This window comes from Thermosipho globiformans, assembly GCF_003990895.1.
Taxonomy (GTDB): domain Bacteria; phylum Thermotogota; class Thermotogae; order Thermotogales; family Fervidobacteriaceae; genus Thermosipho; species Thermosipho japonicus.
The window spans coordinates 216,818-237,361 of sequence record NZ_BHXD01000001.1 but is presented as its reverse complement, the minus strand read 5'-3'; the positions used below and the strand labels follow the sequence as shown (position 1 = coordinate 237,361).

The 20,544-nt window shown below is 30.0% G+C and carries 23 protein-coding genes and 1 tRNA gene; 16 read left to right on the top strand and 8 right to left on the bottom strand.

Going from position 1 to position 20,544, the window contains the following annotated elements; genetic code table 11:
* Nucleotides 1–12 precede the first annotated feature (12 nt).
* Both EO083_RS01365 and EO083_RS01360 read right to left on the bottom strand, forming a co-directional pair.
* Nucleotides 13–282, bottom strand: a complete 270-nt coding sequence (locus EO083_RS01365) for a cupin domain-containing protein (RefSeq protein WP_126992427.1) — start codon at nucleotides 280–282, stop codon at nucleotides 13–15.
* 20 nt (nucleotides 283–302) lie between these two features.
* Nucleotides 303–1,055 carry a DUF368 domain-containing protein gene (locus EO083_RS01360; RefSeq protein ID WP_126992426.1) on the bottom strand — a complete coding sequence of 251 codons (753 nt, stop codon included), beginning with the start codon at nucleotides 1,053–1,055 and terminating at the stop codon, nucleotides 303–305.
* 118 nt (nucleotides 1,056–1,173) lie between these two features.
* Between EO083_RS01360 and EO083_RS01355 the strand changes: the two genes are divergently transcribed.
* From EO083_RS01355 to EO083_RS01340, 4 genes are all read left to right on the top strand, one after another.
* Nucleotides 1,174–1,264, top strand: a tRNA-Ser gene (locus EO083_RS01355).
* Between the two features lie 54 nt (nucleotides 1,265–1,318).
* Complete coding sequence (rimP, locus tag EO083_RS01350; protein ID WP_126992425.1) at nucleotides 1,319–1,765, top strand: ribosome maturation factor RimP; 447 nt, start codon at nucleotides 1,319–1,321, stop codon at nucleotides 1,763–1,765.
* A gap of 11 nt (nucleotides 1,766–1,776) precedes the next feature.
* Nucleotides 1,777–2,811 carry a transcription termination factor NusA gene (gene nusA, locus EO083_RS01345; protein WP_126992424.1) on the top strand — a complete coding sequence of 345 codons (1,035 nt, stop codon included), beginning with the start codon at nucleotides 1,777–1,779 and terminating at the stop codon, nucleotides 2,809–2,811.
* A 13-nt stretch (nucleotides 2,812–2,824) separates the two neighbouring features.
* Nucleotides 2,825–3,277 (top strand): Fur family transcriptional regulator, encoded by a 453-nt coding sequence (locus EO083_RS01340; protein WP_126992423.1) that lies wholly within the window; start codon nucleotides 2,825–2,827, stop codon nucleotides 3,275–3,277.
* On the opposite strand, the gene EO083_RS01335 is transcribed toward EO083_RS01340, so the two are convergent.
* The 6 genes from EO083_RS01335 to EO083_RS01310 are packed head-to-tail and all read right to left on the bottom strand — an operon-like array spanning nucleotide 3,190 to nucleotide 9,067.
* Nucleotides 3,190–4,422 carry a ComEC/Rec2 family competence protein gene (locus EO083_RS01335; protein ID WP_126992422.1) on the bottom strand — a complete coding sequence of 411 codons (1,233 nt, stop codon included), beginning with the start codon at nucleotides 4,420–4,422 and terminating at the stop codon, nucleotides 3,190–3,192. The two genes, EO083_RS01340 and EO083_RS01335, sit on opposite strands and share 88 nt — an antisense overlap.
* A gap of 3 nt (nucleotides 4,423–4,425) precedes the next feature.
* On the bottom strand, nucleotides 4,426–5,634 hold the full coding sequence (locus tag EO083_RS01330) for a 2,3-bisphosphoglycerate-independent phosphoglycerate mutase (RefSeq protein ID WP_126992421.1): 1,209 nt from the start codon (nucleotides 5,632–5,634) through the stop codon (nucleotides 4,426–4,428).
* Nucleotides 5,631–6,455 carry a prolipoprotein diacylglyceryl transferase gene (gene lgt / locus EO083_RS01325; RefSeq protein ID WP_206512268.1) on the bottom strand — a complete coding sequence of 275 codons (825 nt, stop codon included), beginning with the start codon at nucleotides 6,453–6,455 and terminating at the stop codon, nucleotides 5,631–5,633. Before lgt ends, EO083_RS01330 begins: the two co-directional genes overlap by 4 nt.
* A gap of 41 nt (nucleotides 6,456–6,496) precedes the next feature.
* On the bottom strand, nucleotides 6,497–7,819 hold the full coding sequence (locus tag EO083_RS01320) for a DUF8509 domain-containing protein (RefSeq protein WP_126992419.1): 1,323 nt from the start codon (nucleotides 7,817–7,819) through the stop codon (nucleotides 6,497–6,499).
* 22 nt (nucleotides 7,820–7,841) lie between these two features.
* Nucleotides 7,842–8,444: a Na(+)/H(+) antiporter subunit B gene (locus EO083_RS01315; RefSeq protein ID WP_126992418.1), complete on the bottom strand. Its 603-nt coding sequence runs from the start codon at nucleotides 8,442–8,444 to the stop codon at nucleotides 7,842–7,844.
* Nucleotides 8,432–9,067, bottom strand: coding sequence for a winged helix-turn-helix transcriptional regulator (locus tag EO083_RS01310; protein WP_241229917.1), 636 nt, complete (start codon nucleotides 9,065–9,067; stop codon nucleotides 8,432–8,434). Before EO083_RS01310 ends, EO083_RS01315 begins: the two co-directional genes overlap by 13 nt.
* 56 nt (nucleotides 9,068–9,123) lie before the next feature.
* Here EO083_RS01310 and EO083_RS01305 point away from each other — a divergent pair, with 56 nt between their 5' ends.
* The 12 genes from EO083_RS01305 to rho are packed head-to-tail and all read left to right on the top strand — an operon-like array spanning nucleotide 9,124 to nucleotide 20,537.
* On the top strand, nucleotides 9,124–10,854 hold the full coding sequence (locus EO083_RS01305; RefSeq protein WP_126992416.1) for an NAD+ synthase: 1,731 nt from the start codon (nucleotides 9,124–9,126) through the stop codon (nucleotides 10,852–10,854).
* Nucleotides 10,855–10,856: 2 nt separating this feature from the next.
* Nucleotides 10,857–11,189, top strand: coding sequence for a DUF1622 domain-containing protein (locus EO083_RS01300; RefSeq protein WP_126992415.1), 333 nt, complete (start codon nucleotides 10,857–10,859; stop codon nucleotides 11,187–11,189).
* On the top strand, nucleotides 11,186–12,034 hold the full coding sequence (locus EO083_RS01295; protein ID WP_126992414.1) for a deoxyribonuclease IV: 849 nt from the start codon (nucleotides 11,186–11,188) through the stop codon (nucleotides 12,032–12,034). The genes EO083_RS01300 and EO083_RS01295 overlap by 4 nt, the downstream gene beginning before the upstream one ends.
* A complete protein-coding gene (locus EO083_RS01290; protein WP_126992413.1) occupies nucleotides 12,034–12,828 on the top strand; it encodes a patatin-like phospholipase family protein in 795 nt (264 codons plus the stop codon). Before EO083_RS01295 ends, EO083_RS01290 begins: the two co-directional genes overlap by 1 nt.
* Entirely contained in the window at nucleotides 12,806–13,546 is a 741-nt protein-coding gene (locus EO083_RS01285) for a hypothetical protein (RefSeq protein WP_126992412.1), read from the top strand. Before EO083_RS01290 ends, EO083_RS01285 begins: the two co-directional genes overlap by 23 nt.
* Entirely contained in the window at nucleotides 13,536–14,165 is a 630-nt protein-coding gene (locus EO083_RS01280; RefSeq protein ID WP_126992411.1) for an LPS-assembly protein LptD, read from the top strand. The genes EO083_RS01285 and EO083_RS01280 overlap by 11 nt, the downstream gene beginning before the upstream one ends.
* Nucleotides 14,166–14,168: 3 nt before the next feature.
* A complete protein-coding gene (gene miaA / locus EO083_RS01275) occupies nucleotides 14,169–15,074 on the top strand; it encodes a tRNA (adenosine(37)-N6)-dimethylallyltransferase MiaA (RefSeq protein ID WP_126992410.1) in 906 nt (301 codons plus the stop codon).
* A 2-nt stretch (nucleotides 15,075–15,076) separates the two neighbouring features.
* Nucleotides 15,077–16,519, top strand: a complete 1,443-nt coding sequence (gene dnaX, locus EO083_RS01270) for a DNA polymerase III subunit gamma/tau (protein ID WP_126992409.1) — start codon at nucleotides 15,077–15,079, stop codon at nucleotides 16,517–16,519.
* Nucleotides 16,516–17,577, top strand: coding sequence for a type IV pilus twitching motility protein PilT (locus tag EO083_RS01265; RefSeq protein ID WP_126992408.1), 1,062 nt, complete (start codon nucleotides 16,516–16,518; stop codon nucleotides 17,575–17,577). Before dnaX ends, EO083_RS01265 begins: the two co-directional genes overlap by 4 nt.
* Entirely contained in the window at nucleotides 17,565–18,641 is a 1,077-nt protein-coding gene (prfA, locus tag EO083_RS01260) for a peptide chain release factor 1 (RefSeq protein WP_126992407.1), read from the top strand. Before EO083_RS01265 ends, prfA begins: the two co-directional genes overlap by 13 nt.
* Nucleotides 18,631–19,257, top strand: a complete 627-nt coding sequence (upp, locus tag EO083_RS01255; protein WP_126992406.1) for a uracil phosphoribosyltransferase — start codon at nucleotides 18,631–18,633, stop codon at nucleotides 19,255–19,257. The genes prfA and upp overlap by 11 nt, the downstream gene beginning before the upstream one ends.
* An 11-nt stretch (nucleotides 19,258–19,268) precedes the next feature.
* On the top strand, nucleotides 19,269–20,537 hold the full coding sequence (gene rho / locus EO083_RS01250) for a transcription termination factor Rho (RefSeq protein WP_126992405.1): 1,269 nt from the start codon (nucleotides 19,269–19,271) through the stop codon (nucleotides 20,535–20,537).
* The last annotated feature ends 7 nt before the right edge of the window (nucleotides 20,538–20,544 follow it).

Here is a 20,544-nt window from a genome sequence, read left to right as displayed (position 1 = left end):
TCCACCCCCGACTTATTTGAAATTATAATGTTTTCTAACCGCTTTTTTTACTTTCCATCTACAACTTAATCCTTTTGGAAATTCAACTAAATCACCTGGTTTAATTTTGTAAAGCTTACCATCCTTTGTTTCAACTTCAATTTCGCCTTCAAGAATATAACATACCTCTGTTTCATCATAATACCAATCAAATTCTGAAACTTCCTTAGTCCAAATTGGCCATGAAAAAACTCCTAATTTTTCTAACTCTTCTTTTGAAGGAGTTGTTATTTTTATTTCCATTATTACACCTCCCCATGATATTATATCATATATCTTGAAAGCATATAACTTAAAAAATATCCTAAAATAGCTGAAAATAAACCTAAAATCATATTTCCGCTTCCATGAAAACCGGGATAAACTGGGTAAAGTGAACCTATAACAAGGCCAAGGATTAAATTCTTAGAAAAATTTTCATATCTTTCAAATGCAATCTTCATGACAAGTGAAATTGCATAAATTCCTAAAAGAACACCTATTCCAAAAATTAGCAATATTCCTATATTTAAATTACTTATTGCACTAATAATATACTCATAAACTCCTAAAAGTAGTAACATCAAAGAACCACTTAATCCAGGGACAACCATAGCAGCTCCACCTGCAAATCCAGCGATAACAATTTTTAAAATAGACGAATTGGAAGAATGTGGCAAAAAATTAGGGATTATAACCAATAATATACCCAATATTAGTGGAACTATATTTAATTTTACTTTCCTCTTTAAAAATAGAATTGAAGCAAATATTAGTCCAAAGAAAAAACTGTACATATAAAATGGAAACTTTTGAAGGGAATATTCAAAAAACTTCGATAATGAAAATATCGAAGCTAAAACTCCAAGTCCAACAATAAATAAAATTTTCAAATCCTGCTTTTTAAACTTAAATACATTAGATATAGCAGAAATAAGTTTTTCATAAACACCAGCAATGACTGCCATTGTTCCTCCACTAACACCTGGAATAAGATTTGCTATACCTATCAAAATCCCTGCAAAAAATAGTCTCATTATTGCACCTCCTAATCTTTTCCTCATTTAGCATTATAATATTAGTTCCAAAAAATGTAAATTGTTACTACTTGCAATTTTTTTATTTTATGATAAAATTCATATTGGTTACAGAATTGGAGAGGTGGCCGAGGGGTCGAAGGCGCACGCCTGGAGAGCGTGTGACGCCCGCAAGGCGTCCGTGGGTTCAAATCCCACCCTCTCCGCCAGAAAACCGGGACTATATGTCCCGGTTTAGTATTTATATTATGAGGGGTGATATTATGAAAGAAATAGTTTTAAAAGTTAAAGAAATTGCCGAAAACGCATGTAAAAAATATAATCTAGAATTATTTGATATTAAATATTACAACAAATCTGGAAAATGGTTTTTAGAAATCGTAATTGACAATCCACTTGATTATGTAAGTACAAAAGATTGTGAAAATATTTCAAGAGAAGTGGAATTTCAATTAGACAAACTAGATATAATCCCTCAACGCTATTATTTAACTGTGTCTTCTCCAGGACTTGATAGGCCATTAAGAAATATTGATGATTTTAAAAGATTTATAAATAACAAAGTAAAAATCAAATTGGAAAATGAAACAATAATCGGATATATAAAAGATGTAAAAGATTCAGTTATCTTTTTAGAAGAAAATAATAAAAAAATCAAAGAAATTAAATATAACCAAATCAAAAAAGCAAATTTAGAAATAGATATATAGGAGGGAAAAGTATGAATTTAGACTTTCTACAAGCACTTGAACAACTTGAAGAAGAAAAAGGTGTTAAGGTTGATGAAATTATACCTGTCATAGAAAAAGCTTTGATTAGTGCTTACAAAAAGGACTTCGGTGGCGAAAAGAATGTTGAGATAATTATCAATCGCCAAACAGGAGAAATTGAAGCATACCAACTTCTTGAAGTAGTTGAAAATGTTGAAAATCCAAATTTACAAATATCTTTAGAAGAAGCTCTTAAAATTAATTCAAGTGCAAAAATTGGTGATATTGTCAAAAAAAGATTAAACATAAAAAAATTTGGAAGAATTGCTGCTCAAACAGCAAAGCAAGTGCTTATCCAGAAAATCAGGGAAATAGAAAAAGAAAAACAATTTGAAAAATATTCAGAACTTGCTGGAAAAATAACTACTGCAGAAGTTGTAAGAGTTACAAAAGATTGGGCTGACATAAGAATCGGCAAACTAGAAACGAGGCTACCAAAAAAAGAATGGATTCCTGGTGAGGAAATACAACCAGCATCTTTAATCAAAGTGTACGTAAAAGATGTAAAAAAAGATAAAAAAGGTCCAAAAATATTAGTAACAAGAATAAACGAGGAGTTTATTAAAGGACTTTTAGAACTTGAAGTACCAGAAATAGAATCAAAAGTAGTAGAAGTAGTAAAAATAGTAAGGGAACCAGGAATAAGAACTAAAGTTGCTGTAAAATCAAATAACCCAAAAGTAGATCCTGTTGGTGCATGTATTGGTGAAGAAGGTATCAGAATAGCAGCAATATTGAAAGAATTAAACGGGGAAAAAATTGACATAATTAAATGGTCAGATGACCCTAAAGAATTAATTGCAAGTGCATTACAACCAGCAAATGTTATAGAAGTTGAAATTCTTGATTCCGAAAATAAAGCATCCAGAGTTATCGTTTCCCCAAATCAATTATCATTAGCTATTGGTAAAGGCGGACAAAACGCAAGACTTGCTGCAAAATTAACTGGATGGAAAATTGATATTAAACCAATTATGAATGTCTAAGAGGAGGAAAAACATGTATATTGAGACTCTGAAAAAGGAATTAAAAAATAAAAAATACAGAATGACTCCACAAAGAGAACTAGTCCTTAAAGTTTTTATTGATAATGAATCTAAACACCTTGGCGCTGAAGATGTTTATAGATTATTATTTTCCAATAAACATACTGTCAGCAAAGCAACCGTGTATAGAACAATCGATCTTCTTGTCGAATTTGGACTTTTAAGAAAAATTGATTTTGGGGATGGAATATACAGATATGAACTTGCTAAAAAAGAAAAAATGCATCATCATTTTATATGTAAAATATGTGGAAAAATATATGAAATTGAAGAAAAGCACCTTGAAATAATAAAAAAAGAATTGCTTTCACAGGGTTTTCAATTTGAAGATTTTGATTTCAAAATATATGGAATTTGTCCAAAATGTAGTAAAAAAGCAAAGAACAAAAGTGAAAACAAAAAGTAAGTGATTGTTCCTCCAGGGATCTTAGGAAATCTTGAAAAAATACCAGAAATAAACTCTATGAATTTTGTAATAGGAAGATTGAGTTTTAAAATAAAATCAACTACTAACGAGAAATTTAAAATGTAAAAGAAATATGCAATCATCAAACTAATTAATATAATTTGAAATGGAATAATAAGCACAAAAGTTCCAATTATTGAAAAAACATTTACATTTGAAAATAATGATAAAAAGGGTGCACAACCTAAAAATGCTGCCAGAGGTTTTAATTTGTTATTTTCAACACTTAATATACCAAACGTACTAAAAAAAGTCATATAAAAAGAAAGTGAGTACGCCAAAAAAGGCTGAAAAAATAAAAAGAACAAACCAACAAAACTTAAAATATCTATTTTTGACATTTTTGGAAGTAATTTTTCAAATAAAATTACCAAAAAAAGGTATAAAAATGCTCTTAAAGACGGTAAATTATTACCACAAGAAATTAAAAAAAGAAACGAAACCATTAAAGCAATAACTTTTTTTGATAAATCAGAAAGGCTAAAAAACGTTAAAACAGAAGTTAAAATGGCAAATATTAAAGAAATATGTAACCCAGAAATGCTAAAAAAATGATAAAGTCCACTATCTGAATATATTTTATCTTTTACTTTTCCACCGAAAAGTCCATAGTAAATCTTGCTATATTTTAATATTTTCTCACGAAAATTTTCTGTCTTTGTATAAATATTTCTAACCAAAGAAAAATAGGGTGAGACAATCACCCTATTTTTATCTAATGTTACTTTTGGATATGAATATTTTTTTGCATCAAAAGGTCCATAATAATAAACAATATCTCCCAATGGTATCTCCTTATTTACTCCCACTAAAACATTTAATTTTTCCCATTTCCCGTCATAAAAAATATCTCCTTTAACAAGAGAATAACTGTCATTTGTCTGAATTACTCTACCAACAAATTCAAATTCACCATTAAAGTTCATAACTGATAAAATGTTAAAAGCAAGAAAGAAAAATAAAATCCAAAAATACTCCCTCTTTTTAAAAAACAAAAATGGTAAAAAAATCACAAACTTTGGAAAAGAAAAAACAGGGGCTATTAAAGCCCCTAATATTGAAGATAAAAAAATGAGAAAATACATAAATTATGCTCCATATTTTTCTAATCTTCCAGCATATGCAAGAGCAAGAGGCATCACATCAACTGCATGGATTGTTCCAAGGCTTCCTCTTGCACATTCAAACTCATTATACAATTTTGAAAGTCCTCTTCTTGTATTCTTCGCATAAATCATTAAAGGAACTGGATGGAATGAATGTCCTTTCATGACACATGGTGTTGAATGATCACCAGTAACTATTAAAACATCAGGATTTAATTCTAAAAGTATTGGCAAAAATTTATCAACTTCTTCTATAACTTTTACTTTCGAATCAAAATTACCATCTTCACCATATGAATCGGTTTTCTTTATGTGAACATAGAAAAAGTCATACTCATTCCAAAGTTTTTTTACAGTATTAAATTCATCTTCAATAGTTTGACCTGCCTCTACAACTTCCATACCAACAAGTTTTGCAAGACCCTTATACATTGGATATACTGCAACTGCTGCAGGTTTTAATTTGAAAACATCTCCAAATTTTGGCATATCTGGGTGCTTTGAAAAACCTCTCAAGAGTGCAAAATTCATTTTTGGTTGGTCTTTCAACACTTCTTTTATTTTATCAAGTAAAATGTTAACTATTCTTTCTGACTTTTTGGACGATTCATCTAAAGCCTTTGTGTACTTTATAGGTTTTCCCTCTTTTTGAGGATCCGCATCTTCTAATTTATCCATTAAGCCTTCACCTGTAAGTTTAACAACAAATCTATGTTCTTTTCCAGGATAAAATGTTATTTTTACATCTTCTATTTCTTTGATATTTTCATTTAAAATTTCTACAACCTTTGCACTTTCTTCTGAAGATGGCCTTCCTGCTCTTCTGTCAACTATAATATCTCCATCAATAGTTGCAAAATTTCCACGAGCAACCAAATCATTTTCACCAACTTCAACATTGATTCCGAGAGCCTCTAATATTCCTCTACCAATTTGATATTTTAAAGGATCATATCCAAATAATCCCAAATGACCTGGTCCACTACCAGGAGTAATACCAGGAAGAACTGGAATTGTTTGACCTAAATCACTCTTTTGTGCAAGAGCATCTAAATTTGGCGTGTTAGCCTTTTGAAGAGGGGTTAAACCTTCTTCATTTGGAATATCACCAATACCATCCATAACCAATAAAACAATTTTTGAAGTATTAGGCGAAATTAATTCACTAATAACTTTTTGCCTATCAATCATTTTTTCACCTCCGTTTTTCTTCTTACCAAAATAAACATAATAATCCCTAAAATAATTAATATGAGACTCACCAATTGTGCCACTCTAATTTTACCCCAATATAAACTATCTGTCCTCAATCCCTCAATCCAAAACCTATTTGCAGAATATAAAATAAAATATAATGCCGTTGTTTCACCATTATTCTTCTTCCACCTCAAATCATATTTGTACAAAAACAAAAATATCAAAAAATCAAATATACTTTCATACAAAAACGTAGGATGAAAATAAGAATAATTTTCATATCCAACCATCCTATTTTCGGGGGGAACAAACATCTTCCATGGTAAATTAGTCGGCCCACCATATGCTTCATAATTAAAAAAGTTTCCCCATCTTCCAATTGCTTGACCTAAAGGTAAAACACTTGTTAAAAGATCTGTTCCTTGCAAAAAAGTAAAAGAACAATTTTTTTTCAAGCGAGTATACAAAAAAGTTGAAATAATGGCACCAATAACAGCACCATGGATTGCAAGTCCACCATGCCAGATCTTTATAATCTCTGAAGGATACTTTGAATAAAACTCGTCCCACATAAATATTACATAATATGTCCTTGCACCAACTATTGATGATAAAATCCCCCAAAAAACAGCTTCATCTAAATCATCAGGGTTAATATTAAAATATTTCAACCTTCTTCTTACAAGATAATAGGAAATAATTATTCCCGTAACTATTAAAAAGCTATACCATCTAAGCTCAAAAAAGCCAAATTTAAAAATGTACCTTTTTAATATTATTTCTCCAGCAAATACTCCTTTGAGAAAGAAAAACATTCCAATTATAAAACAAATAAAGATTAAGGTAAGAATTAATTTTAAAGATTTTCCCAATTTTTCTTCCTCCTTTTATCTTTTTCGTATAAATTAGAATAAATATAGCTTATATTTGAAAGTTTAGCTTTTATTTCTTCAGGAAATTCTATGTACCTCCAGAATATTTCTCTAATTTCCTTTTCAATTTTTTGAACACCATTTGATTCCTTCAAAATCCAAAGTATATATCTTTTTACAAAAAATTCATCAATTCTCTCTCTAATTTTATTATCCATTAAATAATTGTATATTTCTCCTGTCAATCCTTCTTCCATCCAACGCCCAAATGCTAATTCTTTCGCTGCCTTTAACCTGTAATCTCCCAAAGCACTTAAAATAGCAACATCAATATTTTTAGGAAACATAGGTATAACCACTCTGCCACGCCCACTAATAACATTTAATCCCTCAAAAGGCTCCCAACAAAATCCATAGTCTCCATACCCAGGAACTATTATAAAATAGGGTTTTAATTTAATACTTGTGCCTCGAATCTTTCTTTCAAATATTTTATAATCAATTTTTTCAAATTCATTGATTTTACTCTCAACTAGATCTTTTGAACCAATCGCAGTAATACTATTTAAAAAAATAGAGGTTAAAACTAAAAACCGATTCCCAAGTCTTCCAATAGATTTATTTATCATTTGTATTATAACCTCATGCTCCCTTATTTTTTTATTGAAATTATCTTCTGCTTTTTCATTTATTTGAGATTCTTCTTTTAATTTGTTAAGTTGCTCAAAAATAATCTCAACTTCTCTGTTTACAAGTTTTAATTTTTTCAATTTTTCTATAGCTTGATCAATCAAGCTCAAGATAGATTTTCGATATGGTTTTCCTTCATCTTCAATGCTGTTAACAATTTCCCTTAATTGCCTTTCAATGAATTTTCTTTCTTCCAATTTCTCATTAAATGCTATCTCAAATGATGAAACATTTTTTGGGGCAACATTTTTTCGAGATTCAATTACCTCCATGAAGCTGCTTTCGTTTACTAATCCCTTTTTAACAGCAAGCATCCATTCATCAACATAAAATATATTTTCTTTATCATCCACAAAAGGAATGCTTTTTATTCTTTCAAAATCCCTGGAATTTAAATATCTAGGTTCGAGCAACCCATACCTTAAAAAAAGACGTTTTTCAACTTCATAATTTTCGTCTATATTTTCAAGCAAATATCCATACAATTCCCATGTAATTTCAATAAAGTTTCTTTTCACTTGTGAATCGTTAAAGTTTTTTTCAAGATCGCTTTTTGCTTTAAAAACTTCTTTGGCAAGTTCGTTAGGTACATCTTTCAAAACATTTTCAAAAAACATAAAACAACCCCCTATAAATTCATTAAACAATTCCTCTATGCTTTATAAAACTGTATATGATTATCCACATACCAAACATTACTTTAAGGTATATTAATATACTTAGTAATCTTACGTGAACACTGCCCAGCAAAGAAGAGATCGAAAATCCATATATAATGAATATTGCAATTTTTTCAAAAAGCTTTATTTTGTACTTTTCAAATGCATACTCAATCTCATTAAATGTAGTACTTAGAGAGTATAGTAAAACACCAGTTCCTCCAACTACTCCAGCTGAAAAACCTCCACCAGGAGTCTTATCACCATAATATGCTAAATAAAATGATAATAATATCACAAAATAACTAAGAAACTTTAATAATATTCTTATGTGAGTTTCATGTAAATGAAATTTTTGCCTTTCTTCTGAATAATTAAATAAAAATATTCCCATTGCAGCAAGTGAAAAAACCAAAACCTCAAAAAGAGTGTCATACAATCTATTTCTTAAATATATTTCAGTAACAAAATTATTTACAACACCTAATCTACTAAAATCTAAGTCGTATGAACTTTCAAGAAACAAAAATATAACAAATAAAATTGCTAAAGAAATCAAAGAAAAAAACTTTATCCATGCCATGACAACTTAAATTCCTCCGTTTTAAATACATAGATATCAGTAAAATCATACTTTTTAGCTTTTTTTACCATTTGTTCAGAATTTTTTATAGATGCTACTACTAAAGCATCTATTCTAACTTTCGAATTGAGTGGCAAAATTGGTATGCCAAAAACTCTAGAGTTAATTTTACTATTATCATCATCAAAAAATACAACTATATTATACCCTCTATTCAACAAAAGCTCAGCCAAAACTTTTCCAACAAGACCTGCTCCATAAATGCCTATTTCATTTTTTCCTTTTAATTTCAAGAAAATATTTTCAAGCTGAGAATCTATCTTTTTTGATAAATTAACTATATCATTAAAAAATGAAAGTTTCAAATAATATAATTCCGACAAACCTTCTTCTGTAACATTATAAATTTTGCTTTTTCCTAGATCCTTAGTTTCAATATATCCATTCTTTTCTAATTCATTAATATATTTATTCACCAAAGACGGAACAACACCAGCTATGGCTGAAAGTTCTTTTTGAGAAAGTTTAGGATTTTCATACAAAGCTTCCAATATAACAAGCTTTCTGTATTCAGGTGTCGGTTGAAAAAATTTCAACGTATCTATTTTTATCAATTTGCTCACCCCTTCAAAAAAATTATATCATAAACATGATATAATTTGATTGAGGAGGGATATTTATGTTTATAAGAACGACAGTTGCACAATTAAATTCCACTCTAGGTGATTTTGAAAGAAACATGAAAAAAGTTATATCAGCAATTGAAATTGCTGAAAATAATAATTCAGAATTCTTAATATTTCCTGAACTATTCTTGACAGGTTATCCACCTGAAGATTTAATTCTAAGAACTTCATTTTTAAAAAAGAATATTGAATATTTAGAAAAAATTATTGATTTTTCCAGCGGAAAAAACGTAGTTATTTTGCTAGGATTTATAGATATTGAAGATGATGCCTATAATTCACTTGCAATTATAAGAGATGGAAAATTACTTGGGAAGTATCACAAAATGCATTTACCTAATTATAGCGTTTTTGATGAAAACAGATACTTTAAATCTGGAAATGAAATTGCCATTATAGACTATAACAATATTAAAATTGGAATAAATATATGCGAAGATATCTGGAGCCCTTTAGGCCCTATGTTTTACCAAGTTATAAATGGAGCTCAATTAATTTTAAATGCATCGGCTTCTCCATATTTCTATGGAAAAAGGGAGCTTAGAAAGAATTATCTATCACAAAAATCATATGATCATCATTGCCCAATAGTTTACTGTAATATGGTAGGCGGACAAGATGAAGTAGTATTTGATGGTGGAAGTGTTGTTACTTCAGCTGATGGAAAAATAATGTTTGAAGGAAAACCTTTTGAAGAAGAAATCTTTACAATTGATATACCTATTGAAGATAATTTAAGAACAAATCTACATGATCCAAGAAGAAGATATATTAACATTGTAAATGATAAACAAATAAATTATATCTTTGTAAAAAGTGAAAACATAAATAAACTAAAGCCAATAAAACATATAAACCCAAATTACTCTTTAACAAAGGAAGAAGAAATTTTCAGAGCAATTACTTTAGGACTTAAAGATTACATCCAAAAAAATGGATTTAAAAAGGTTCTAATCGGCTTAAGTGGTGGTATGGATTCATCTTTGGTAGCTGCAATAGCAGTAGAGGCTCTTGGAAATAAAAATGTACTTGGTATTTTAATGCCTTCTATGTACAGTTCATCACACAGCATAGAAGATGCAAAAAAGTTGGCAGAAAATCTTGAAATTGAATACCATGTTATAAAAATCTCAGATATTTATTATTCATTTAAAGACTCATTAAAAGATATATTTAAAGGAACAAACGAAGATGTCACTGAAGAAAACTTACAAGCAAGAATTAGAGGAACGTTATTAATGGCTGTATCAAATAAATTTGGATATATCGTCCTTGCAACTGGAAATAAAAGTGAAATAGCCACTGGATATTCTACTTTATACGGTGATATGGTGGGAGGATTTTCTCCAATAAAAGATGTATATAAAACAGATGTATATAAAATTGCAAGGTGGTATAATAAATTCAAAGGTAGGGAAATAATACCAGAAAATGTATTTATCAAACCACCAAGTGCTGAATTAAGACCTGATCAAAGGGATCAGGATACCTTGCCACCTTATGAAATACTAGATGAAATTTTAAAAATGTACATTGAAAAAGAACTTTCGGTAGATGAAATAATTAAAAAAGGATTTGATAAAGATACTGTAAAATATGTAGCAAAATTGGTAGACAGAAATGAATACAAAAGACGTCAGGGAGTTATTGGTGTTAAAGTTTCAGAAAGATCCTTTGGAAAAGACAGGAGAATGCCAATAACAAACAAATATCGGGAATGGTGAATATGAAATTTGAAGAAATAATCGTCAACTATTTAGGATTAATCTTTCAACTTTTAGCAATTATAGTTATTACCTCCGGAATAGTTAAAGCTTTTATTATTTTTGTAAAAGACGCACTATTAAAAAAAGATTCAAAAGAAGCAATAGAAGAAAGTCGATTGGAAATAGGCCATTCTTTTTCGTTGGGACTTGCTATCTTAATTGGTTCAAGTATTTTAAAAACAACAGTTGCTCCTTCATGGAATGACATAGGGCAACTAGCTGCAATTATTGGAATAAGGACATTACTTAACTACTTTTTGAGAAAAGATATCAAAGGCGGGGATGAAAAATGATAAGAATAGGAGCACATATGCCCATCGGTGGTGGTTTTAAAAGAGTACCGAAAGAAACATATGAAATTGGAGGAAATGCATTTCAAATATTTCCGCATAATCCACGTCAATGGAAAGCTAAATTACCTAAGGAAGATGATGTCAAATTATTTAAAGAAGGTATTAAAAAGTATAAGATAGATCCAGAAGCTATGCTTTGTCACAGTGGATACCTTATAAACATAGCAAGTCCAAATATCGAAACATGGAATAAATCGCTAGAACTATTAATCTTAGAAATGAAAATATGCTCAACTCTAGGCATAAAATATTTAAACATTCATCCTGGAAGCCACTTAAAAAGCGGGGTTAAAAATGGTATAAATCAAATTTTAAAAGCTTTAAATACAGCTATGGAGGAAGAAGAAAATACTTTTATCCTACTTGAAAACGTAACAAAAAAAGGTGGAAATATTGGCTCAACACTTGAGGAATTAAAGATGATTATTGATAAAGCTAAATTCCCGGAAAGGCTTGGTATTACCATTGATACTTGTCATGCTTTTGATGCAGGATATGATATAACTAATAAAGAAAAACTAGATGAATTTTTAAATAAGATAGATAAATACTTTTCACTCGAAAAATTAAAATTTATACACTTAAATGACTCAAAAAATGATTTAGGATCAAATAAAGACAGACATGAAAATATTGGAAAAGGAAAGATAGGCTCTGAAGGCCTTAAAGTTTTTTTATCAAATCCATTTATTCAAAAAATACCATGGATATTAGAAACTCCCGGTGATAATGAAGTTCATAAAAAAGATATACAAGAAGTACTCAAAATTTTAGAGGTGAAATAATGAAAATAGGCCTTTCTCTTGCTGCTGGTGGTGTTAAAGGATTTGCTCATATAGCAACTCTGAAATTTTTAGAAGAAAACAATATAGATGTTGATATTTTAACTGGATCTTCAGCGGGAGCTATTGTTGCCGCTTTATACGGACTATATGGAGATAGTGACAAAGTTTTTGAAATGTTTTCAGAAGCTATAAAACTTTATCTTCCAAATTTCAAAAAATATATGACTAAACTTGAAAAGTCAAATTTTTGGTCTATTTTTCAAAGAGCCTTAGTCCCGGTCGAAGATTACTATCCATTTTTCAAATTCCTTTTTGGGAAGAAAAAATTTAGTGATCTTAAAAAGGACGTTGGAATAATAACCTTTGATACTTTAGAAGGAACTTCGTTGTTGATTACAGAAGGTTTTTTAGTAGATGCAGTAATGGCAAGCTCATCAGTACCGGGTGTTTTTTCACCACTATGGATAGCTGGAACTCAAAATACTGATGGTGGAGTACTAGCACCTATTCCTGTTAAAGAAGCTAAAATTTTAGGTGCCGATTTTGTTGTTGCAAGCACTTTCGAAAGAAAACCGCAAGATTTTCCTAAAGATCAACTAGAACTAATGTACTATTTAGATACATGGAAAGAAATAGAAATTGAATATGTTGATTTAGAACTTGCTAATGTGGTAATATATTATAGAATACCTTATCAATGGTATGAATTTAATAATTACTTGCAAATTTACAATACTGCGCTAAACTATATTAACGAGAGGAGAGAAGAATTTGACCCTCGCTTTTGGTGGTGATTCAATTCTTTATTTATCAATTCCTGCTTTTTTCTCCGCAGCTGAAAAATATAATATTGAATTTGAAGAAATTCACTGTACTGGCTTTTCATGTATACCAGCATATTTTTACATAAAAACACAATCAGCTTCAACTAGTTACTTATACTCAAAGAAAGTATACTTAGAATTAAAAAAAACCTTTCATTTTTTATTTGGCTTAAACCTTTTTGGAATTACAGAGCAATTAAGAACTTTGTACAAAGCCTCAAGAAGTTTAAATGGTTTTAAATCCGAAAAAGTTCTTATAAACTTCGTAGATAAGTTTTTTGTTGATGAACCTATTCCAAAAAAATTAAAAATACATGCATTTAATATCAATACATTTAACGACGAAATACTAAAGGGCTCTTTAAAAGAATCATTAATTAAAACACTATCTATTCCTATAGAGTTCAAACCTTATAATGGTTACATCACAGGTAGTTGGGTATATGGAATTCCAGAAGCTGATTTTTTATTCTATATTGAAAATGATAACGAACATACTCTGAAAAATGCTATTGATTTCATGATAGTATCAACAATACATAGGACAAAACAAATTACAAAGAAAAGATTGGAAAATGTAAATCATAAAATAGTTATAAATACAAAATCTAAAAACCCTTTTGAAATTTCAACAACAATACTCAATATATCAGAAAAATATTTAGGGGGACTAATCAATGAAAAATAAAATTTTAACCTTTTTTATTATATTATTTCTAACTACCATTGCAATCTCAAAAACTATACATATTTCTTCTGATTATATTGAACCAAGTGAGAAAACTATTATTTACCAAGGAAACATTTTATTGAAAATTCCAGAGGACAAATTACTTTTAACCTCTAATGATATGGTAATAAATAAAATAAACAATAAATGGATTGACCTAAATGTTGACGGTAAAGTTCACATAGAATTTGAAAATGGAGTAATGGAAGGTATAGAAATGAAATACAATATTGAATCACAAAAAGGAACAATTAAAAATGCATCAGTAACTATAAATGATTCACAAAGCTCGGAAACAATATTTATTTCATGCGAAACCCTTGAATTTGATTTAAAAAATAACACATTTTCTGGGAAATCTGAAAAAGAAAAAGTTTCAATTACAAAAGGAAGCATAATTGCTAAAGCTTTTGAATTTTGGTATGATAGAAATGAAGGTAAAATAACACTTTCAAACAATGTTGATTTAAAAGATGAAAAGAAAAAATTGAAACTTCTAGGTGATAGTGTAAGCATAAATACCAAGGATAATAGCATGAAAGGTAAAAACGTTAAAGTAGAAATAGTGGTGGAGTGATATATGAAATACACAATTATTTCAGGACCAACAGCAGTTGGAAAGACTGATATAGTATTAGAAATTGCATCCCAAATTAACGCAAATATTATTTCAGTAGACTCAAGACAAATTTACAAATTAATGGACATAGGAACAGCCAAACCAAGTAAAGAAGAACAATCAAAAGTTACACACTATTTAATCGATCACATTTACCCAGATGAATATTATAATGCTTTCCTTTTCAGACAAGATGCACTAAAAATAAGAGATAAACTAGTTAATGAAGGTATTGTTCCACTTTTTGTAGGAGGAACAGGTTTGTATATTGATTCATTAGTCAGAGGTTTTTTTGAAGGTGTACCTAAAGATGAAAAACTTAGAAAAGAACTAAGTGAAATGGAAAAAAATGAACCTGGTATTTTAAGGAGCATGCTGGAAAAGTATGATCCACAAGCTGCTCAAAAAATTCATCCCTCCGATATAAAAAGAACAATCCGAGCTCTCGAAGTTTATTTTAAAACAGGTAAAAAGATATCACAACTTCAAACACAATCAGAGTATTCAAAGGACTATAAAATACTTGTCTTAGATCGCTATCGAGATGAGTTATACGAAAGAATTAATTTAAGAGTTGACAAAATGATAAAAGAAGGACTTATAGAAGAAGTTAAATCTTTATTAGAAAAATATCCTAAAGACCTCAATGCTTTTCAAACAATTGGATATAAAGAAATAATCCGTTATTTAGAAAATACATACGATTTGAATACGGCAATTCACTTAATAAAGAAAAACACAAGACACTATGCAAGGCGACAAATAATCTGGCTTAGGCGATATAAACAAGCTAAATGGATAAATCTATCTGAAATCTCAAGAAAAAAAGCTATAGAAGAAATTAAAAAATTTATATTAGAGGTGTGAAAATGCAAGCATTATATAGAAAATATAGACCGAAGTTATTCTCCGAAGTTGTTGGCCAAAATCATGTAAAAACCTTGTTTTTAAATTCCTTAAAAAATGGAGAAATATCACATGCATATATTTTTGCCGGACCACGTGGCACTGGAAAGACTACTGTTGCAAGGATACTTGCAAAATCTCTTAATTGTGAAAATAAGGATGGAGTTGAACCATGTAACAAATGTAGCACTTGCCAAGCAATAGATAATGGCAGTTTTATGGACGTTCTTGAAATAGATGCTGCTTCAAATAGGGGAATAGATGAAATTAGAAAAATACGTGAAACGGTAGGTTATCATGCAGCGCAGGGAAATTATAAAGTTTATATAATTGATGAAGTTCATATGTTAACAAAAGAAGCATTTAATGCTCTATTAAAAACCCTAGAAGAGCCTCCTTCAAACGTAGTCTTTATACTTGCTACCACCAACCCAGAAAAAATTCCTCAGACTATCATATCAAGATGTCAAGTAATAGATTTTAAGAACATAACTATTGAAGATATTATAAAAAGACTTGAATTTGTATGTGAAAAAGAAAATATAAAAATAAGCCAAGAAGCCTTATATGAAATTGCAAAAAGAGCTAATGGTGGAATGAGGGATGCATTAACAATACTAGAACAAGTAGCAAAAAGTTCTGGAAAGAGTATTAGTATAGAAGATGTTCGTGAAACTCTTGGATTAATCCCAATTGAGGTGATAAATGAAATAATTGATAGTATAAAGCTTGGAGATATTAAGAAAACCACAGAAACTATTGAAAAAGTTTATTTTTCAGGAAAAGATCCAGAAGTATTCCTGATGCAACTGCTTGAAGAAATGATTTCAAAAATTGAAAGTGGTGATTATGAATTAATTGAATTTTTAAAACCACTCTCAGAAATTTTAAAAGACATAAGATACTCTGAAGAAAAATTAATTTTGATAAAACTTGGCTTTTTAAGCATCATGAAATTAAAACCACCTCGAGAAAATATAAAGAAAAATGTCGAGAAAAATAAAGAGGAAGATAATATTTCTGAAAGCAAACTAAATGATAAAGATCTAGAGTCAACTCAAAATGTTGAAGATAAAGAAAAAAAGATCGAAAATGAAGAAAATATAAGCAAAATAATGGAATATCTAAAACTTCATGGAGATTTATCACTTTACGTTGGACTTTCATTTTCAAAAATTGAAGAACATCCTGACAGAGTAACAATAATTTTTCCACCAGAGAAAAAAATTCACTATGAGCTTGTTAAAAGTAAAATACATGAATTGGAAAAATTGTATGCCTCAAAATTCGGAATCTTCAAGCCCTTTGAAGTAGTAATTAAAGAAAATTCAAAAGAAGATGATGTACTTAATAAATTAAAGTCATTATTTGGGAATAATTTCATAGTAGAGGGGGATAAGGAATGACCGAATTAAATATTGATGAAATAATACTAAAAGCAAATCAATCTCGTGCATCTGATGTACATATATCTGCTAATATGCCTATTATGATAAGAGTTGATGGTAATCTAGTAAAACTTCCTGGAGAAAATATCCCAACTGCCCAAGAAATAGAAATAATGGTTGAAAATTTATTTTCAAAGCTTGGAATAAATTCATTAAAAAAAGAAATAGACTTTTCATTTTCTATACGTGATATTAGAATAAGAGCAAATTTCTACTATGAAAAAAGAAATCCCACCCTTGCTTTAAGACTTATACCCAAAAAAATCAGAACAATAGAAGAATTAGGGCTGCCGAAAATCTTAAATGAATTTTCAGAAAAAGACCATGGATTAATTCTTGTAGCTGGTCCTACAGGTAGTGGAAAATCAACAACTCTTGCAGCAATGATCGAACATATAAATTCTCGATTTGCAAAGCATATAATAACAATAGAAGATCCAATTGAATATGTTTTTGACTCAAAAAGATCTTTGATACATCAAAGGGAAGTTGGAACCGATACAGATAGTTTTTCAGATGGGTTAAAGTATGCTCTCAGGCAAGACCCAGATGTTATATTAGTTGGAGAAATGAGAGATTTAGAAACAATGTCACTTGCCCTAACAGCTGCAGAAACAGGACACTTGGTATTTGCAACAATTCATACAAATTCAGCTGCCTCTGCTCCTGAAAGAATAATTGATGTTTTTCCAGCCCACCAACAAAAGCAAATAGCTCTTCAACTTGCAAATACACTGATAGCTGTCATATTCCAGAGATTAGTTCCTAAAAAAGATTTTGGAGTTGTCGCTATTGATGAAATAATGATAGCTACACCTGCTATAAAGAATCTTATTAGAGAAAATAAATTACATCAAATAGAAGGCGTAATGCAAACGAGCAAAAAGCAAGGAAATATATTATTTGATGATGCACTCATCGATGCATTTTTAAAAGGCATCATAACAAAGCAAGCAGTTTTAGAAAACGCTAGAAACATAGAGGAGGTGTCTAAAAAGATAGGATGGAGAATATAGAAATAGTTCAACAAATTAATGAATGGAGTACCAAGCTTTTAAAATCATTAGAAGAAAAATTAAGTTCTCAACTAACACCTGACCAGATCAGAATATATTCTGAAAAGTATTCAAAAATGAAAGATATTTTTCAACTTGCAAAAGAATATCTTGAAATTGAAGATGAAATTGAATTGTGGAAGGAAGAAATGCCTGAAGGTTTTGAATATGAAGTTGAAAAGTTACAAAAAAAACAAGAAGATATAATGCAGGATTTAATTTCATTAGTGCTTCCCGAAAGTGAATACAGCGGGAAAAATGTCTTCTTAGAAATACGTGCAGGTACTGGAGGGGAAGAAGCTGCACTTTTTGCTGCCGACCTATTAAGAATGTATCTAAGATATGTTGAAAAAAAGAATTTTAAAGCAGAAATTGTTGATGAAAATAAAACCGATTTAGGTGGATACAAAGAAGTTGTAATAAAAATCAAAGGCAAAAATGTTGGAAACTTATTAAAATATGAAAGTGGAGTACATAGGGTTCAAAGGGTTCCTACCACAGAATCTGGTGGTAGAATTCATACGTCCACTGCCACTGTTGCCGTTCTTCCTGAGGTTTCAAACGTTGAAATAGAAATAAATCCATCAGATATTAGAATAGATACATACAGGGCATCTGGAGCTGGTGGGCAATATGTTAATAAGACAGAATCTGCAGTTAGAATTACCCATATTCCAACGGGAATAGTTGTTACTTGTCAGTCTGAAAGATCCCAACTTCAAAACAAAGAGCAAGCAATGAATATATTAAGGGCAAGGCTTTTTAAGTTAAAACTTGAAGAACAAGCAAAAAAGATCAGTTCAAATAGAAAATCACAAATTGGAACAGGGGAGAGAAGCGAAAAAATAAGAACTTACAATTTTCCTCAAAACAGAGTAACTGATCACAGAATAAATTACACATCATACAATTTGCAAGCTGTTCTTGATGGAGAATTAGATGAATTTATAACAAGGCTTATGCGAATAGATATGCTTGAACAATTAGAAAACATTTTAAAAGGAGGAAATGAAGATGAAAATTAATGTAGTAGATCACCCACTGATCAAACACAAGCTGACAATAATGAGAAAAACTGATACCGGCCCAAAAGAATTTAGAGAACTTCTTAAAGAAATAACTCTTTTAATTGCTTATGAAGCAACAAGACACTTGCAAGTACACGAAACAGAAATTGAAACACCTTTAGAAAAAACGAAAGGATATTTTATTAATGACAAAGATGTTGTTATTGTTCCAATTTTAAGAGCAGGTCTTGGAATGTCAGATGGAATTCTACAATTACTCCCAAACGCATCAGTTGGTCATATAGGAATATACAGAGAGCCTCACACTTTAGAAGCTGTTGAATATTATGCCAAACTTCCAAAAATTAATGAAAATTCATTTGTTTTTGTATTAGATCCAATGCTTGCAACAGGGGTTTCTTCTGTTAAAGCTTTAGATATTGTAAAAGAACATGGTGCAAAAAATGTTATTCTTGTAACACTTATAGCATCACCAGAAGGTACAAGGGTCGTAAATGAAAAACACCCAGATGTTATTATTTATACAGCCTCCCTTGACAGAGAATTAAACTCAAAAGGATATATTCTTCCTGGATTAGGTGACGCTGGTGACAGATTATTTAGAACTAAATAGGGGGGATTATTTTGAGCAATAATGATGCATATAATATAAAAGATTTAGAAAGAATGACAATAAGAGATTTGTACAAACTCGCAAAAGAATACGATATTCCTAGATACACTTCTTTAAAAAAACAAGATTTAATATTTGCAATCTTAGAAGCAAGGGCCCAATCAGAAGGATACTTTTTTGGAGAAGGTGTTTTAGAAGTACATCCTGATGGTTTTGGCTTTTTACGAAGCCTTGAAAGTATGCTACCCAGTTCCAAAGATATATACATTTCAAATTCTCAAATAAGGAAATTCAACCTAAATACTGGTGATATTATATCTGGTGTAATTAGACCCCCAAAAGAAGGCGAAAGATTTTTTGCAATGATAAAAATTGAGGCAGTAAATTATAAAGACCCAGAATTTGCAAACGAAAGGGTTAATTTTGAAAATTTAACAGCATGCTATCCTGACAAACAATTTTTCTTAGAAACAAGCAAAGATATATATTCAACAAGATTAATTGATTTATTTTCCCCAATAGGTAAAGGGCAAAGAGGTATGATAGTTGCTCCACCAAAAGCTGGAAAAACGACTATTTTAAAAGAAATTGCAAATGGAATTGCAAAAAATCATCCAGATACAATAAGAATAGTTCTTTTAATAGATGAAAGGCCTGAAGAAGTAACAGATATAAAGGAATCAGTTAATGCATGGGTAATTGCTGCACCTTTTGATATGCCGCCTGATAAACAGATTAAAAAAGCTGAATTAACACTTGAAATGGCAAAAAGACTTGTGGAATTTGGATATGACGTTGTTATTTTAATGGACAGTTTGACAAGACTTGCAAGGGTGTATAATATAAATGTTCCACCAAGTGGTAAACTTCTTTCTGGTGGTGTAGATCCTGCAGCGCTTTACAAACCCAAACACTTTTTTGGAGCAGCTCGTAATACAAAAGAAGGGGGAAGTTTGACAATAATTGCAACTTCTTTGATTGAAACGGGGTCAAAAATGGATGAAGTAATTTTCGAAGAGTTTAAAGGAACTGGAAATATGGAACTCGTTCTCTCAAGACAACTTGCTAATAAAAGAATTTTCCCTGCAATCAATATTATGTTATCTGGAACGAGAAGAGAAGAGTTACTACTTAGCAATGAAAAATTAAAAAAGTTGTGGCTTTTAAGAAAAATGTTGTCTTCAATGAGTGAAGAAGAGGGGTTAAAACTTATTCTCAATAAAATGAAAGAAACAAGCACAAATGAAGATTTTCTTGCATTAATTGATCTTCAACAGTGAGGTAATC